Below are 13,746 nucleotides of genomic sequence, written 5' to 3'. Positions count from 1 at the left end.
GCATCGCATCGGCGGTTTAGGCAAACGGCAATCGAATCAACGGCCCGGCGTTTCGGGTTGGCTTTTTTCCCGCGGCAAGCAATCGACGCGAAGACCTATCCGCAATCGTTGAATTCGTATGAACATTCTAAATTGCGAAGTGAAATCGTCTATAGAATCGCAGTCCTTCCTTAAAACAAAAAACAGGCGAAATGACCGAAACGACCGTAGTCAGAATGGCTCGTGCCGACGATTATCCGAATATTCTTTCTCTGCAAAAAGCGAATCAAATCGGCAATCTCAGCGAAGCCGAGCGCAAGAACGGCTTTTTGTCCGCCGAGATTCCCGAGGATCGGATCGGCGCGCTCGCGTCCGACACCGGCATCGTCGTCGCGTACGAGCAGGCCGAATTCGCCGGGTTTTTCTGCATTTCCCGTCTCGCTGCGTGGCGCGGCAACGCGATCATCGATGCGCTGGTCGAATCGTTCGAACGGAGCGGTGAATATGCGTCGAAAAACATAGCGGAAACCGTGTGCCTGTTCGGGCCGATGTGCCTGAGCCGGGTGGCGCGCGGAAAAGGCCTGCTCGAAAAAATGATCGCACTCGCGATCACATCGGCGAAACCGCAATTCGGAAATGCGATCAGTTTCATTGCCGTCGATAATGCGCGCTCCGTCAATGCGGTCGCCAAGCTCGGATATCGGCCCGTTCGCCGCTTCACGTCCGGCGAGCGCGAATATCACGCGCTGATCGTCGATTTCGGTTGAGAAGCCGCGCAAGACGTTTCCTGCGGTGGAATGCGCGCGCGGCCTACCAGAACTGGTAGCTGGATTTGCGCATTTTGCCGATCTAGCTTGTGTCCGGTGGTCCGACGCAAAAAGCCACGGGGACAAGGGCAGATCATGAACACGACCAGGCAGGACGGGAATCGGCCGCCGCTCGACGCGCCGCCATGCGAGCGCGGAGGCGGCGACAAGAACGACGACACGCGGCTCCCCGATTGCAACGCAAGCGCGCGGCGGCGCGACGATGTCGCCGCAAAGCGCCCGCGCATGCGCAGCGTCGCGAACGGCGACGCGCTCCGCGCCGGCGCGGACACCGAATGCCGCAACTATCCGAGCGCGCGAAGCCGCGCGAGCGCTTCGAACGCGACGCGCGCCGGCCATCGGCACGCCCGATGCCCGGCGATCGTCCCGGTCGTCCCGATCGTCATGGTTGGCGCGATGCCGCCGGATGGCGCGCGAGACGGCGTGCGCGGCGCGATCGGGCGTGCGCGCACATCGAGGCAGGCGCGCGCGCCGCTGCCGCAAGCCGATGGCGAACGCGGCGCATCCGAGATCGCGAGCTTCGATCCCATTTTCTTTTTCTATCACCGCCTCCGTTCGCGCGGCGGCTGGCAGCACGCCGGCCCGACACACATGCGGCGCGTGAAGCGCGATCGCGTCGCGACGCAGCGGTGAAGCGAGCGAGGCCGCCCGCCTGGCGGCGAAGGGCGCGATGCGAAGGTGAGCCGGGCATCCGCCCGTGACGAACCGGTCGGATCAGCGCGGGGGACACGATGAGCCAGGTTTGCTACTTCGCTTACGGTTCCAACATGAGCCTTGCGCGGCTGAGCGAGCGGCTGTCCCGTTTCGGCGAGGCGCTGATCGACCGGCGGCCCGGCGTCGTCGAAGGCTACCGGCTGATCTTCAACAAGGTCTCGTCGCGGCACGACTGGATCGGCTTCGCCAACATCGAGGCGGCGGCGGACGGCCGCGTCGAGGGCACGCTGAACGCGATGAGCGAGCGCGCGCTCGATGCGCTCGATTCGATCGAGCTCGTTCCGCTTCACTACCGTCGCGCCGGCGTGCTCGTGCGCGACGGCGCGACGGGCCGCCTGACGCGCGCCGTCACCTACGTCGCGAATCCGGCGATGGTGCGCCCGAACCTGAGGCCGACGCGCGACTATCTCGATCATCTGCTCGCCGCGGCCGACCTGCTGCCGCGCGCGTATCTCGACGACGTGCGCGCCGTGGAGTGCTGGACATGAGCGCCCCGCGCGCGGCCGGTGCGCGCAACGCGCCGCCGTATCGGCCGCAGACGCTCGAGCCGCGCTGGCAGAGCGCGTGGCGCGACGCGCGTTTGTTCGACGCGGACCCGCGGCCGGGGCGGCCGAAGTGGTTCATCGTCGAGTTGCCGCCGTTCGCGACGGGCCAGTTGCACATGGGGCACGCGCGGAATTACGTGCTCGCCGACGCCGACGCGCGGTTTCGGCGGATGCAGGGCTACAACGTGCTGTACACGACCGGCTTCGACACGTTCGGCCTGCCGACCGAGCTGGCGGCGAGAGAGGCGGGCTGCGCGCCCGAGCGCCTCGCGCGCGAATGCAGCGAGGCGATGGCCGCGCAATTCGTCCGGCTGGGGCTCGGGCACGACAGCCGGCGCATCACGCAATACCACGTGCCGGCGTACTACCGCTGGGTCCAGTGGGTGTTCCTGCGGCTGTTCGAGGCCGGACACTGCTTCCGGCGCGACGCGCCCGCCGCGTGGTGCCCGCAGTGCGACGTGACGCTCGCCGCGAGCCTCGTCGACGAAGGGCGCTGCTGGCGCTGCAAGAGCCTCGTGAGCACGGTCGTGCGGCCGCAGTGGTTCGTGCGCGAATCGACGTTCGCGGACGAGATGCTCGACGGGCTGGATCGGCTCGCGGGCTGGCCCGACGATGTGAAGAAGATCCATCGCGACTGGATCGGCCGGCGCGAAGGTCTGCGCTTGCGCCTGCCCGTTCGCGGCCGCGCGCAAGGGCTCGAATTGCAGCTCGACGATGCCGCGTGGCTGCCCGGGCTGCAGTTCGTCGTCGTGGGGCGGCGGCATCCGCTGGCCGCCGCCGCGATGCGCGAAGGGGCCCGGCCCGGCGAGACGATCGTGCTGGCCGAGCGCGCGCAGGCGGCGGGCGCGACGGGCGTCGTCGATCTGCCGATCGTCGTCGAAGACACGCCCGACGATACGGCGCGCGCCGGCCGTCCCGATGCGGTGGCGGCGGACCGTGCGCTGGCCGAGCGGCACGCGATCGCCGCGCACGCTGTCTGCGACATCGATGCGATGCTCGCCGCGGGGCAGGCCGAGCGCTTCGTCGGCTACCGGCTGCAGGACTGGAACATCGCCCGCAACCGCTACTGGGGGCCGCCCGTGCCGATCGTGCATTGCGCGGCGTGCGGCCCCGTCGCGGTGCCCGAGCACGCATTGCCCGTGCGGCTGCCTGACGATGTCGATCTGAGCCGGCCCGGCAATCCGCTCGAGCGCCACGCGGCCTTCCATGACGTGCGGTGTCCGCGCTGCGGCGCGAGCGCGCGGCGCGATGCGCAAACGCTCGAAGCCTATTCGAGCCCGTGGTGGTACCACTGGATATGCAAGCGCGTCGATGCCGACGATCCGTTCGACCGCGAGGACGCGAACGCGTGGCTGCCGGTTGATCTGATGATCGGCGGCGCGGACCAGGTGCGAACCTGCTTCTTCCATGTGCGGATGATCGCGCGGGCGTTGCGCAGGATGGGCATCGCCGATGTCGAGGAGCCCGTGACGACGCTGCTCGCGCTCGGCATGGTCAAGCAGGACGACCGCAAGATGAGCAAGAGCGCGGGCAATGCGGTGAGCCTGCGGTCGATCGTCGAGCGCTACGGCGCCGATGCGCTGCGCCTCGCAATCATCGGCGCGGCCGCGCCCGAGAACGACGTCAACTGGTCGGACGACCTCGTGCGCCGGCAGCGCGCGTTCCTCGCACGGTTGTGGGCGTTCGTCCACCGGGTCGTCGAGACCGAAGCCGGCGTCGCCGCCGCGCATGATGCGGGCGATCCGCCGGCCACGGGCCGGCCCGATCCGCTGCATCGGCGGATGAGGGATTGGCTTGCGACGGGCGGCCGCCGGATCGCGGACGACTTCCGGCGGCACGACTATCACCTCGCGCTCAAGAATCTCGCGTTCCTGTTCGAGCGCCTGCAGGCGTTCGATGCGGCGATGCGCAAGCGCGAGCCGCCGCGCGCCGAAGACCTCGCGATCCTCGCCGACGCGACCCGGCAACTGGTGCTGTACCTCGGGCCGTTCGCGCCGCACGTCGCCGAGGCGCTCTGGCAGGCGCTCGGCGGCGCGGGAATGGTGGCGGGCGCCGCATGGCCCGGCGCGTGCGCCGCGCAATCGCCCGCCGAGGCGGCGAAACAGCAAGGGGAGGCCCTCGCATGACGACTACGTTCAGTGGTCCCCTATTCGATCTCGTCGACGACGTGCTGCGCGACGCGCCCGAGTATCGCGGCTTTCGTGCGGGCGCGCAGTCGCGCGCCGAGTTCGCGGCGTTTCTCGAGCGCGTTCGAACGCAACTCGTCGGCCGCGGCGTGCCGTCCAACGACGTGCATTTCGCGAAGCGCTTTCCCGCGTCGATCGATGCGGCCGTCGAGCATGCGTTCGCCGGGCTGGCCCCGACGGGCCTCGCGTGGCCGGCCGAATTTCCGGCGGTGTGCGCGCAGGTCGCGGCGAGCATCGGGCGCGGCTTCGATCATCAGGGCCTCGGCACCTATATCTATCCGGAGGAAGGGCGCCTGCTGCTCGCGGTCGCGCTGGCTTTCCGGCCGCGCAACGCCGTGTTTCTCGGCAGCTATTACGGCTACTGGGCCGCGTGGGCGTTGCCCGCGATCGTCGCATGCGGGGGCGGCGCGGTGCTCGTCGATCCCGATCCGCGCGTCGCCGACGTCGCGCGCCGCAGCCTCGCGCGGCTCTATCCGGACGCGGACGCGCGCGTCGAAGTCGTCTGCGACACCGGCGAGCACTATCTCGCGCGCGGCGGCGGCCCGTTCGATCTCGTCGTGCTCGACGCCGAGCTGCCGCGCGATCACCGGGACCCGACGCGGCGCGGCAAGGGCATCTACGCGCATCTGCTGCGCGCGGTGCTGCCGCGGCTCGCGCCGCGCTCGCTGCTCGTCTGCCACAACATCCTCTTTCGCGACCATTCGGGCTGCGCGTTCTTCGACGACGTGATCGCCCGCAATCGCGACGAGCTCGCGCCGTTCGTGGAGCTCGTCGCGCGCGAGTACGACTGCTTCGTCGAATGCCCGACGACGGAAGGCGTCGGCGTCGGCATGCGCACGTCGATGCGGGATCGGGCGTGATCATGGACGCCGCTTATCGCTCGCCGTTCGACGACTGGCATCGGGCGGCGTCGGTGCGGTCGATGCCGGCCGGCGCGTGGCTGACGGGCGGCGCGGGCGCATGGATCGCGGACGAAGCGGGCGGCGCGCTGTCCGGTCTCGCCGCGCGCGATGCGCGACGGGAGCGCGCGGCGGGCGGTCTGCTGATCGCGCACCTGAGCTTCACCGTCGCGCTCGAGAACGCGCTGATCTCGCAGGTGGCGCGCGACATCGCGGCTCGCGCGCTGCACGCGGACTACGGCGACGAAGTCGTGGCCGACGCGCTGCGCGTGCAGTGCGACGAGGCATATCATGCGCTGCTCGCGCAGGAGCTGATGACGCGGGTTCGGGCGGCGACGGGCGCGGACAGGCCGCGTCGCGCGCCCGGCTTCCTGCGGCACGTCGACCGGCTCGTGGCGACGCTGCCCAGCGTCGATGCGCCGGTGCTGCGCTTCTGTGCGGCCGTGGTCGCGGAGACGCTGATCACGCACACGCTTCGCGACGACTGGCGCGACGACGGCCTGCAGCCGGACGTGCGGACGTTTCTCCGCCGGCACTATCTGGACGAAGCCCGGCACAGCGCATATTTCTCGCGGCTGCTGACGCTGCTGTGGCCGCAATGGCCGGCCGGCGTTCGCGACGCGCTGCGGCCGCAGTGGCCGGGGCTCATCGACGCGTTCCTGTTTGCCGACGCGCGCATCACGACAGATGCGCTCGAAGACGCCGGCCTCACCGCGTGCGAGATCGACCGCGCGATGTCGGCGTGCAGCGCGCCGGACGCGATGCATCGCCGCCGCGCGCAGTCGACCCGGCAGACGCTGCATGCGCTGCGCGTCGCGGGCGCGCTCGACGCATGCGAATCGGCCGCCGTCGCGCCGGGGGGCGCATGAGCGCCGCCGGCACGCACGCGTTTCCCGGCTTCGCGTTCGGGCGCGGCGAGCGGCCACTCGCTCTCGTCGGCGGCGGCCTGATTCTCGACAGCGGCGAGGCCGAAAACACGTTCGCGTTCCGTTGCCAGGACCGCTTTCTCGTCTACACGGGCCTGCTCGGCTTGCCGAGCGTCTTGCTGGTGCTCGACGACGCGCACGGGCGGCATTACGCGCGCCTGCTCGCGACGCTCGACGAGCGGCTGCAGCGTCTCGCCGCCGCGCACGGCGTCGCGGCGCCGCGCTTGCCGGCGCCCGTCCACGTGCGATGCGATTTGCGGACGCTGTCGCTGTCGGCGACCGACTCGTTCGATCGCGCGGCGCATGCGCTCGCGCGCGACGGCGCGCGAATCGGCTTCGTCGCGAACCAGATGGCGCCGACCACCGCGCGCATGCTGGGCGAACTGGCGGATCTGCTGCGCGGCCGCGGCGTCGCGGTCGATTTCGATCGCGCGGGCTGCGAGCGCGTCGCCGCGCTCGCGCAGGCGTGGCACAACAAGGCGCGCTTCCTCGCGTTCGTGCGCGACGCGGCGATACGCGGCGGGCCGCCGCTCGCACCGAGCGCCGTGCTCGCGCCCGACGCGTTCCTGCGCATGCGCGACTGGGCCGCGCTCGCGGCGCGTTTCGCCGCGCAATGCGATCGGCGCGCGCCCTCGAGCGGGCTCTTTCTGAAGTCGTCGCAGGATTCGAGCGGCAACGTATCGGCGATCCTGTCGGAGGCGAACTTCGCCGAGCGCGCGCCGGCGTTCGCCGCCGAGGTGCGGCGCTGGCTCCTCGCCGACGGCTTCGACGATCCGGCACACGTGCGCGAGCTGCGCTCGGAGTGCGCGCTGCCGCCGTCGATGGAGACGGTGGCGTTGAGCGATGCGACGCTCGTCGACCTGCGGCGGCGCCAGGCGCGGCGCCGCGCCGGCCTGCCGCTGATCGTGCAGCCGGCGTTGCAGCCTCCCGCCGGCGCGTGGGGCAGGCCGGCGAGCGTCGGCGCGAGCTTCTACATTGAAGACGACGGCAGCCATCGCGTCGTTGCGGTGGCGGCGCAGTTGTATCGCGATGCGCAGCGGCGCCAGTTTCTCGGCCTGCATGTCGACGACGGCCTGCTCGACGATTGCCGCGCGCGCGAGTGGGTCGCGCGATGCGGCGCGCTGCTCGACGCGCTGGCGGCGCGCGGCTACCGCGGGCCCGTCAATTTCGACGGATGCATGGGCGCGGACGGGCGGTACTGGTTCGTCGGCGACTGCAATCCGCGGCTGACGGCCGTCTATGTGCCGCTCGCCGTGCGGGCCTGGCTGCGCGCGGCCGGCATCGACGTGCGCTCGGTGAGCAGTTTCGGCTACCGGGGCGAGTTCGAGATTCCGGAGATTCGCGCGTGCGTCGACACATGGTCGCGCGCGGGCCTGATCTTCAGCCGCGAGCGGCCGCAGGGCTTCGTCATCCTGCCCAATCTCGCGCGCCGCGACGGTCACGATGCGCTCGCGATCAATCTCGACGTCGCGCAGGCGTCGGCGCGGCTTGCGCGCATGCGCGAGCTCGCCGTGCAAGCGGTGCCCGCGCACCTCGGAGCGATCCATGTCTGACGGCTCGACGCTTTGCATCCGCCCGCTGTCCGCGGCGCTCGGCGCGCAGATCGACGGTGTCGACGCGCGCGCCGATCTGGATGCGGACACCGTGCGCGCGATCCGCGCGGCGTGGCTGCGTTTCGGACTGCTCGTCTTTCGCGGCCAGGCGCTCGATCCGGCGCGGCTCGTCGCGTTCACGCGCCGTTTCGGCGAGCCCGTCGTCTATACGCGCGCGGAGAACGCGTGCGACGGGCAACCGGACGTGCTGGTGCTGTCGAACATCGTGAAGGACGGCAAGCCGATCGGCGCGGCGATCAGCGGCCGCTACTGGCACACGGACGGCCATTTCCTCGCGTGCCCGCCCGCCGGCACGCTGCTGTTCGGCGACGAGACACCGGCCGAGGGCGGCGACACGTGCTTCGTCAACATGACGGCCGCCTATCGCGCGCTGCCCGCGTGGCTGCGCGCCCGGATCGACGGCCGCACGTTCGTGATGGATCGCGTGCAGACGCTGCCGTTCCACTATCCGCGGCGGCCGGCCCCGCCGCCGGACCAGAAGCGGGTGTGGCCGGACATGCTGCAGCCCGTCGTCAGGACGCATCCGGAAACGGGGCAGAACGCGCTCTACATCGGCGGCGTCGTGCCGTGGCGCATCGTGGGCATGGAGCGGCGCTACGGCGAAGCGCTGATGGCGCATCTGCACGCGATCGCATTCGACGAGGCGCGGTTCGGCTACCGCCACCGCTGGCGCGCGGGCGATTTGCTGATGTGGGACAACCGCTGCCTCGCGCATCGCGCGACCGACTACGACATGGCGCGCTACCGGCGCACGATGTATCGGACGACGATCGCGGGAGACCGGCCGTTCTATGCGCGCGAGCGCGCGCAGGAGGATGTTTCGTAGACCGCGATCGGATATTCGAATGCGTATTCCCGGTGCCTGCGCAGCCAGCCGTAATCGCACTCGATGACCCGGAAATGCGACGGATTGTTGAACACGATTCTCAGCCGTCTCGGATGTTGCCGCAGCGATCGCTCGATGTCGGCGAACACGGCGCGGAGGATGTCGCCATGAAACGGATTGTAGAAGTACAGCACCGACGCGGCGTCGGGCAAGCGAAAGCGCCGCGCGTCGCAATGCAGCAGACGGATGCGGCGGCGATCGGCGTCGGGCAGCGCGCGGCCGACGTTCGCCTGCGCAGCGCGATGCAGGCGATCGGACGTTTCGACGCCGATCAGTTCGCGAAACGGAAAGCGCGCGGCGAGGACGATCGCGCGCCCCATCCCGGAGCCGTAGTCGACGAACACGTCGTCGCGCGCGACATGGAGGTCGCGCAGCACGCGGTTGAATGCGCGGATCGAGCTCGGGTAGTAGTCGTGGCAGTCCTGCCATTCGGCGACGAGCGACTCGATCGGCACGAGGCCGCCGCTACGGATGTTCAGGCGCCGTTCGAGCGTCGCGTCGCACAGCCGGTCGAGCGCGACGCGGATCGCGAGGCCCGGGCCGCCTCGGCGCCATGCGCGCGCGAGGCGGCGAGCTTCGGCCGCCAGATTGCCGACCGGATTTTCGAACATCGGACAAGGCCATGACAGACTCACTGAAATCGTTGTTTCTGCTCGACCCGGGCGTGACCTATCTGAACCACGGCGCGTACGGCGCGACGCCGCGGCCGGTGTTCGAGCGTCACGTGCAATGGCAGTACGAGCTCGAGCGCGAGCCGGTCGATTTCCTGTCGCGCCGTTTCACGGAACGCATGGCGCAGGCGAGAGCGATACTGGCCGAATACGTGGATACCGAACGCGACAACCTAGTATATGTCAGCAACGGCACCACGGGCGTCAACATCATCGCGCGCAGCATCCCGCTCGGCCCGGGCGACGAACTGCTCACCACCGATCACGAACATGGCGGCATCGAGCGACTGTGGCGCTTCACCGCGCAAAAGCGGGGTTTCGGGATCGTCCGGCACAAGGTTTCGCTGCCGGTGACGACGCACGCGCAGTTCGTCGAGAATTTCTGGCGCGACGTCACGCCGCGCACGCGCGCGATCCTGATCAGCCAGTTGACGTCGCCCACCGCGCTCGTGTTTCCGGTCGCGGCGATCTGCGCGCGGGCGCGTGCGCGCGGCATCCTGACGATCGTCGACGGCTCGCACGTGCCCGGGCAATTGCCGTTGTCGCTGCGCGCGATGGATCCGGATTTTTATGTCGGCATCCTGCACAAATGGGTTTGCGCGCCGAAGGGCAGCGCGTTCCTGTATGCGAGACCGGACGTGCAGCCGCTCGTCGAACCGCTCGTCGTCAGTTGGGGCTGGGAGCCGAAGAACCCGGGGCCGTCGAAGTTCGTCGAGTATCACGAGTGGCAGGGCAGCCGCGACATCTCCGCCTTCCTGAGCGTGCCGAGCGCGATCGCGTTCCAGCGCGAGCACGACTGGGACAGCGTGCGCAGGCGCTGCATCGCGCTCGCGAGCGACGCGCAGCGCGAGGTGGCCGCGTTGACGCGCGAGCCGCTCTACCATCCGCCGGGCGCGCATGAATGGCATGGCCAGATGGTCTGCGCACAACTGCCGCCGGAAACGGACGACATCGCGCTCTTGTACCGGTTGCGCAACGAATGCGGGATCGATGTATCGGTCGACCGTTTCGGCGGCCGGCCTCGCATGCGGATTTCGATCCAGGGCTACAACGGCCCGGACGATGTCGATCGATTGCTGAGCAGTCTGAAGCAACTGCTGCGGCATTGAAGGATTCGGGAATTGCACCTGTAGCTTAATCGGACAATGGGGCCGAACGTGAAGCGGAAGTAGGCCGGGCGATACCCGCCTGCAGCTTTCCAGGGCGTCAATGCAGGCAGTGAGCCGGGCCGAGGGCCGTGAATCGCAGGCTTCAAAAGTACCAGTTTTGGGGGCTGGGGAATGCGGGTTCGAATCCCGTCAGGTGCGCCACCATTTGTCCGTCGACAAATAAAGGAGGTGATGATGCTATGGGAATGCTAGATGACGAGCAGTTGAAGGCGGTTCATGCGTCGCTGGCGCCAGTCGTCGAGCGCTTGAGCGAAGCCTCGGCGACGCTGGCGAGCAGCGCGGTGCCATTGCTGGGTGTTCCACCCGCGACGGCCCCACCGGCGACGGCCCCACCGGCGGCGGTGCCGCTCGCGACGGCGCCACCGGCCGGCGTGCAGCTTGCGACGCAGTTGAGCGCGCACGCGGCGCCAGTTGCGCTCGCGGCGCCACTGGTCTCGCAGTCGATTCCAGCCCTGTCGCAGCCAGTGCGGACCTGATCGGGCCGAGTGGCGTGGACGGCTGAGTTTCGGCGCAATGCCTGATGCCCTGGATTCGACACCCTGGAACTGACGCCCTGGACGCCGAGGCGGCCGCGCAGGCGGTCGTCTCGGCTCACGTCGCCGCGCCGCATGCGCGGCCAGCACGGCGACGCGAAACTCCCCCCGATTTTTTTCGATGTCCTGCGTCACGCCGTCGTCACGACCTGGCGCGCCGGTCCGTCGCGAATCGCGGACGTATTGCGGATGTCGCTCTGGAAATTCGGGCGGTTAATCGAATTATTGTAAAAATCGATTCCAACGGGTAAATAATTCAATCAACCTGAATTGACCTGTCTTCCTTTCATTAAATTGACTTGTTGATGGGCGATGTTATATCTTCGGCGCTCCAAAATAACCGAGGGCAAATCAAATGCCAATAGTGGAGCTGTCTCGCAAAACCTGTCGCTGGTCGGCCACCGTGATGTTGTCGGTATTCGCGGGGCTGATCGGCACGGCGTCGGCCAATACGCAGCCGGCGCAGCAAAAGCAGGCGCGCATGCCGCGCGTGCCGCAGAATCTGCCGGTTTCGCCCGAGCAGGCCGAATACAACCTGCCGCTGAGCGAGCAGGATCGCGCAGCGCTGACCAAGCCTTCGCAGCGCAAGCAGCCGGCCAGGCGCAGCAAACGCAGCGCGCCGGGCGCCGATTGCCGCGACATGTCGGTGATGGCCCAGTATCACGGCGCGGCGCTCGCCGATTACGTCGCGAACCTGCCCGATTACGAATGCCATTACGGCCTGTTCTCAGTCGATAAAACGCTGGCCACGCAGATTTTCAATGCCGAAAACGTGCATGCCGTCGCGAGTCGCTTCGTGCAGGATATATATCGGTACGATGCGAGCAATTTGATTCTGGTCAATTCGCTGATTTATCTGCGCGCTGCGTATTACCAATATGATGTATCGGGCATTGCCGATCCGATTCCGAATCTCGCGGTGTGGCTGCGTCCGTATATCAAGCAAAGCCTCGAAGGCGAGGCGCTCTACCGTGAGAACGCGCGCGCGCCGAGCACCGCGAACGAGCTGATGAAGCTCATCACGAACATGAAGGACGAGGCGTACTACCTGCCCACGCTGAAGAGCCGCATCGCGTCGTACACCGTGAGCGCGACGAATCCGCAGGCGGCGGCGCCGCTGCTGCAGCGCAGCGCGGCGGGCGGCTTCACCGGCTTGCTGACGGTGTTTTTCTACGCGCACCAGCGCAGCGGCGCGCAGCCGATGCTCGACAGCGACGCGACGCTGCCGGAGACGCTCAACCGCTTCGTCACCGCGAACCGCGCGAGCCTGTCGAACACGAGCGCCGCGTATCAGCTTGCCGACGCGGCGCGCGAAACGTTTCGTTTTCTCCGCTATCCGGCGCAGAAGCCGCGCGTGAAGAAGATGATCCAGGACATGCTCGCGTCGACGAGCATGACGGGCGCGGACAGCGATCTGTGGCTCGCGGCGGCGGAAGCGGTCGACTACGGCGACGCGGGCGACTGCTCGGACTACGGCACGTGCGACTACAAGAAGCGGCTGACCGATGCGGTGCTCAAGTATCGTTACGCGTGCAGCGCGAGCGTGCGCATTCTCGCGCAGGACATGACGGTGCCGCAGTTGCAGTCGGTATGCACGGCGGTCGCGCAGCAGGACGATTACTTCCACCGGATGATGCAGACCGGGCGCAAGCCGGTGGCGGGCGATCGCAACGACACGATCGAGCTCGTCATCTTCGATGACTACGCGAACTATCGCAAATATGCTTCGGTGATCTACGGAATCAGCACCGATAACGGCGGCATGTATCTCGAAGGCGATCCGTCCGCGCCCGGCAACCAGGCGCGCTTCATCGCGCACGAGGCGTCGTGGCTGCGGCCCGAGTTCAAGGTCTGGAACCTCGAGCACGAGTTCACGCACTATCTCGACGGCCGCTACGACATGGCGGGCGACTTCACGGCGAGCACCGCGAAGCCGACGGTCTGGTGGATCGAGGGCGTCGCCGAATATCTGTCGAGAAAGAACGACAACCAGGAATCGATCGACGCCGCGCACACGGGCGCGTACCGGTTCTCGGACGTGCTCGGCACGCTGTATTCGTCGAGCGACTACGTCGCGCGCGCATACCGGTGGGGCTACATGGCGACGCGCTTCATGTTCGAGCGCCATCGCGCGGACGTCGACACGATCGTGTCGCGCTTCCGGGTGGGCGATTACGACGGCTACGCGAACTATGTCGCGTACATCGGCAACCGCTACGACAGCGAGTTCGTCGACTGGGCGCGCAATGCGACGACGGCGGGCGAGCCGCCGCTGCCGGCGAAGCGCTGAGCGAACGCGGCCGTTCCGCGCGCGAACGCGCGATGGCCGCGATGCGAACGGCGTGCGGCGGTTTCAGCGCGCGATGGCGATCGGCATGACGATCGATCGCTTTCGATGCGGGCCTGCGTGCGCGATTTGCGCACGCAGGCCCGCATCATCGGTCAACGGTGACGATACGGCGTGTCCCAGCCGCCCGACGTCGGCGATACGCGCTGGCCGGACTGCATTGCGCCGCCGCCGCCGCTGCCATAGCCGGAGGTGTCCGCGCCGTTCGCCGGCGCGAGACGGGCCTCGGCCGCCTGGATGTTGGCCGGATACTGGTTCTTCGAAGGCTGGTAGCCGGCCTTTTCGAGCCGGATCAGTTCGTCGCGCACTTGCGCGCGCGTCATCGGCGCATCGGTCGACGGCTGCGCGAACGACAGGGCCGGAACGGCGAGCGCCAGGGCAAGCGCGGCCATTTGCAGAGCGGTTTTCATGATGCGTACCTCCATCTGTCCCGCCGCGGGCGAACATGCTC

The 13,746-nt window shown here is 68.3% G+C and carries 13 protein-coding genes; 11 read left to right on the top strand and 2 right to left on the bottom strand.

Features of this window, described 5'->3' with window-relative positions; genetic code table 11:
• Nucleotides 1-191: 191 nt before the first annotated feature.
• The 8 genes from AQ610_RS26615 to AQ610_RS26580 all read left to right on the top strand — a co-directional run bounded on the left by AQ610_RS26615 (nt 192) and on the right by AQ610_RS26580 (nt 8,515).
• On the top strand, nt 192-746 hold the full coding sequence (locus tag AQ610_RS26615; RefSeq protein WP_063840032.1) for a GNAT family N-acetyltransferase: 555 nt from the start codon (nt 192-194) through the stop codon (nt 744-746).
• Nucleotides 747-881: 135 nt separating this feature from the next.
• The gene (locus tag AQ610_RS26610; RefSeq protein ID WP_006027508.1) at nt 882-1,439 is read left to right on the top strand and encodes a hypothetical protein; all 558 of its coding nucleotides are present in this window, start codon (nt 882-884) and stop codon (nt 1,437-1,439) included.
• Between the two features lie 98 nt (nt 1,440-1,537).
• Nucleotides 1,538-2,008 carry a gamma-glutamylcyclotransferase family protein gene (locus AQ610_RS26605; RefSeq protein ID WP_006027507.1) on the top strand — a complete coding sequence of 157 codons (471 nt, stop codon included), beginning with the start codon at nt 1,538-1,540 and terminating at the stop codon, nt 2,006-2,008.
• Complete coding sequence (locus AQ610_RS26600) at nt 2,005-4,191, top strand: class I tRNA ligase family protein (RefSeq protein ID WP_009914744.1); 2,187 nt, start codon at nt 2,005-2,007, stop codon at nt 4,189-4,191. The genes AQ610_RS26605 and AQ610_RS26600 overlap by 4 nt, the downstream gene beginning before the upstream one ends.
• Nucleotides 4,188-5,111 (top strand): O-methyltransferase, encoded by a 924-nt coding sequence (locus tag AQ610_RS26595; protein WP_009914745.1) that lies wholly within the window; start codon nt 4,188-4,190, stop codon nt 5,109-5,111. Before AQ610_RS26600 ends, AQ610_RS26595 begins: the two co-directional genes overlap by 4 nt.
• Complete coding sequence (locus AQ610_RS26590; protein WP_197417881.1) at nt 5,108-6,019, top strand: diiron oxygenase; 912 nt, start codon at nt 5,108-5,110, stop codon at nt 6,017-6,019. Before AQ610_RS26595 ends, AQ610_RS26590 begins: the two co-directional genes overlap by 4 nt.
• Nucleotides 6,016-7,629 (top strand): hypothetical protein, encoded by a 1,614-nt coding sequence (locus AQ610_RS26585; RefSeq protein WP_006027503.1) that lies wholly within the window; start codon nt 6,016-6,018, stop codon nt 7,627-7,629. Before AQ610_RS26590 ends, AQ610_RS26585 begins: the two co-directional genes overlap by 4 nt.
• The gene (locus tag AQ610_RS26580) at nt 7,622-8,515 is read left to right on the top strand and encodes a TauD/TfdA dioxygenase family protein (RefSeq protein WP_006027502.1); all 894 of its coding nucleotides are present in this window, start codon (nt 7,622-7,624) and stop codon (nt 8,513-8,515) included. The genes AQ610_RS26585 and AQ610_RS26580 overlap by 8 nt, the downstream gene beginning before the upstream one ends.
• Here AQ610_RS26580 and AQ610_RS26575 read toward each other — a convergent pair.
• On the bottom strand, nt 8,479-9,186 hold the full coding sequence (locus AQ610_RS26575) for a class I SAM-dependent methyltransferase (RefSeq protein ID WP_006027501.1): 708 nt from the start codon (nt 9,184-9,186) through the stop codon (nt 8,479-8,481). The two genes, AQ610_RS26580 and AQ610_RS26575, sit on opposite strands and share 37 nt — an antisense overlap.
• Nucleotides 9,187-9,197: 11 nt before the next feature.
• Between AQ610_RS26575 and AQ610_RS26570 the strand changes: the two genes are divergently transcribed.
• The 3 genes from AQ610_RS26570 to AQ610_RS26560 all read left to right on the top strand — a co-directional run bounded on the left by AQ610_RS26570 (nt 9,198) and on the right by AQ610_RS26560 (nt 13,238).
• The gene (locus AQ610_RS26570; RefSeq protein ID WP_009914749.1) at nt 9,198-10,355 is read left to right on the top strand and encodes an aminotransferase class V-fold PLP-dependent enzyme; all 1,158 of its coding nucleotides are present in this window, start codon (nt 9,198-9,200) and stop codon (nt 10,353-10,355) included.
• A gap of 239 nt (nt 10,356-10,594) precedes the next feature.
• Complete coding sequence (locus tag AQ610_RS37015) at nt 10,595-10,891, top strand: hypothetical protein (protein WP_009914751.1); 297 nt, start codon at nt 10,595-10,597, stop codon at nt 10,889-10,891.
• Nucleotides 10,892-11,303: 412 nt separating this feature from the next.
• Nucleotides 11,304-13,238 (top strand): collagenase, encoded by a 1,935-nt coding sequence (locus AQ610_RS26560; protein WP_043282784.1) that lies wholly within the window; start codon nt 11,304-11,306, stop codon nt 13,236-13,238.
• Nucleotides 13,239-13,390: 152 nt separating this feature from the next.
• Here the strand turns inward: AQ610_RS26560 and AQ610_RS26550 are convergent, their stop codons facing one another.
• Nucleotides 13,391-13,705, bottom strand: coding sequence for a DUF4148 domain-containing protein (locus tag AQ610_RS26550; protein ID WP_009914755.1), 315 nt, complete (start codon nt 13,703-13,705; stop codon nt 13,391-13,393).
• Nucleotides 13,706-13,746 lie beyond the last annotated feature (41 nt).

This window comes from Burkholderia humptydooensis (assembly GCF_001513745.1).
GTDB classification, from domain to species: Bacteria; Pseudomonadota; Gammaproteobacteria; order Burkholderiales; family Burkholderiaceae; genus Burkholderia; species Burkholderia humptydooensis.
Note: the sequence above shows the minus strand (reverse complement) of the source record. Positions and strands in the feature narration are given on the sequence as shown.

Excerpts from the sequence above, each read along its gene's own strand:
- AQ610_RS37015 (WP_009914751.1), top strand. The coding sequence starts at position 10,595 with ATGGGAATGCTAGATGACGAGCAGTTGAAGGCGGTTCATGCGTCGCTG.
- AQ610_RS26610 (WP_006027508.1), top strand. The coding sequence starts at position 882 with ATGAACACGACCAGGCAGGACGGGAATCGGCCGCCGCTCGACGCGCCG.
- AQ610_RS26570 (WP_009914749.1), top strand. The coding sequence starts at position 9,198 with ATGACAGACTCACTGAAATCGTTGTTTCTGCTCGACCCGGGCGTGACC.
- AQ610_RS26600 (WP_009914744.1), top strand. The coding sequence starts at position 2,005 with ATGAGCGCCCCGCGCGCGGCCGGTGCGCGCAACGCGCCGCCGTATCGG.
- AQ610_RS26615 (WP_063840032.1), top strand. The coding sequence starts at position 192 with ATGACCGAAACGACCGTAGTCAGAATGGCTCGTGCCGACGATTATCCG.
- AQ610_RS26605 (WP_006027507.1), top strand. The coding sequence starts at position 1,538 with ATGAGCCAGGTTTGCTACTTCGCTTACGGTTCCAACATGAGCCTTGCG.
- AQ610_RS26580 (WP_006027502.1), top strand. The coding sequence starts at position 7,622 with ATGTCTGACGGCTCGACGCTTTGCATCCGCCCGCTGTCCGCGGCGCTC.
- AQ610_RS26585 (WP_006027503.1), top strand. The coding sequence starts at position 6,016 with ATGAGCGCCGCCGGCACGCACGCGTTTCCCGGCTTCGCGTTCGGGCGC.
- AQ610_RS26595 (WP_009914745.1), top strand. The coding sequence starts at position 4,188 with ATGACGACTACGTTCAGTGGTCCCCTATTCGATCTCGTCGACGACGTG.
- AQ610_RS26560 (WP_043282784.1), top strand. The coding sequence starts at position 11,304 with ATGCCAATAGTGGAGCTGTCTCGCAAAACCTGTCGCTGGTCGGCCACC.
- AQ610_RS26550 (WP_009914755.1), bottom strand. The coding sequence starts at position 13,705 with ATGAAAACCGCTCTGCAAATGGCCGCGCTTGCCCTGGCGCTCGCCGTT.
- AQ610_RS26575 (WP_006027501.1), bottom strand. The coding sequence starts at position 9,186 with ATGTTCGAAAATCCGGTCGGCAATCTGGCGGCCGAAGCTCGCCGCCTC.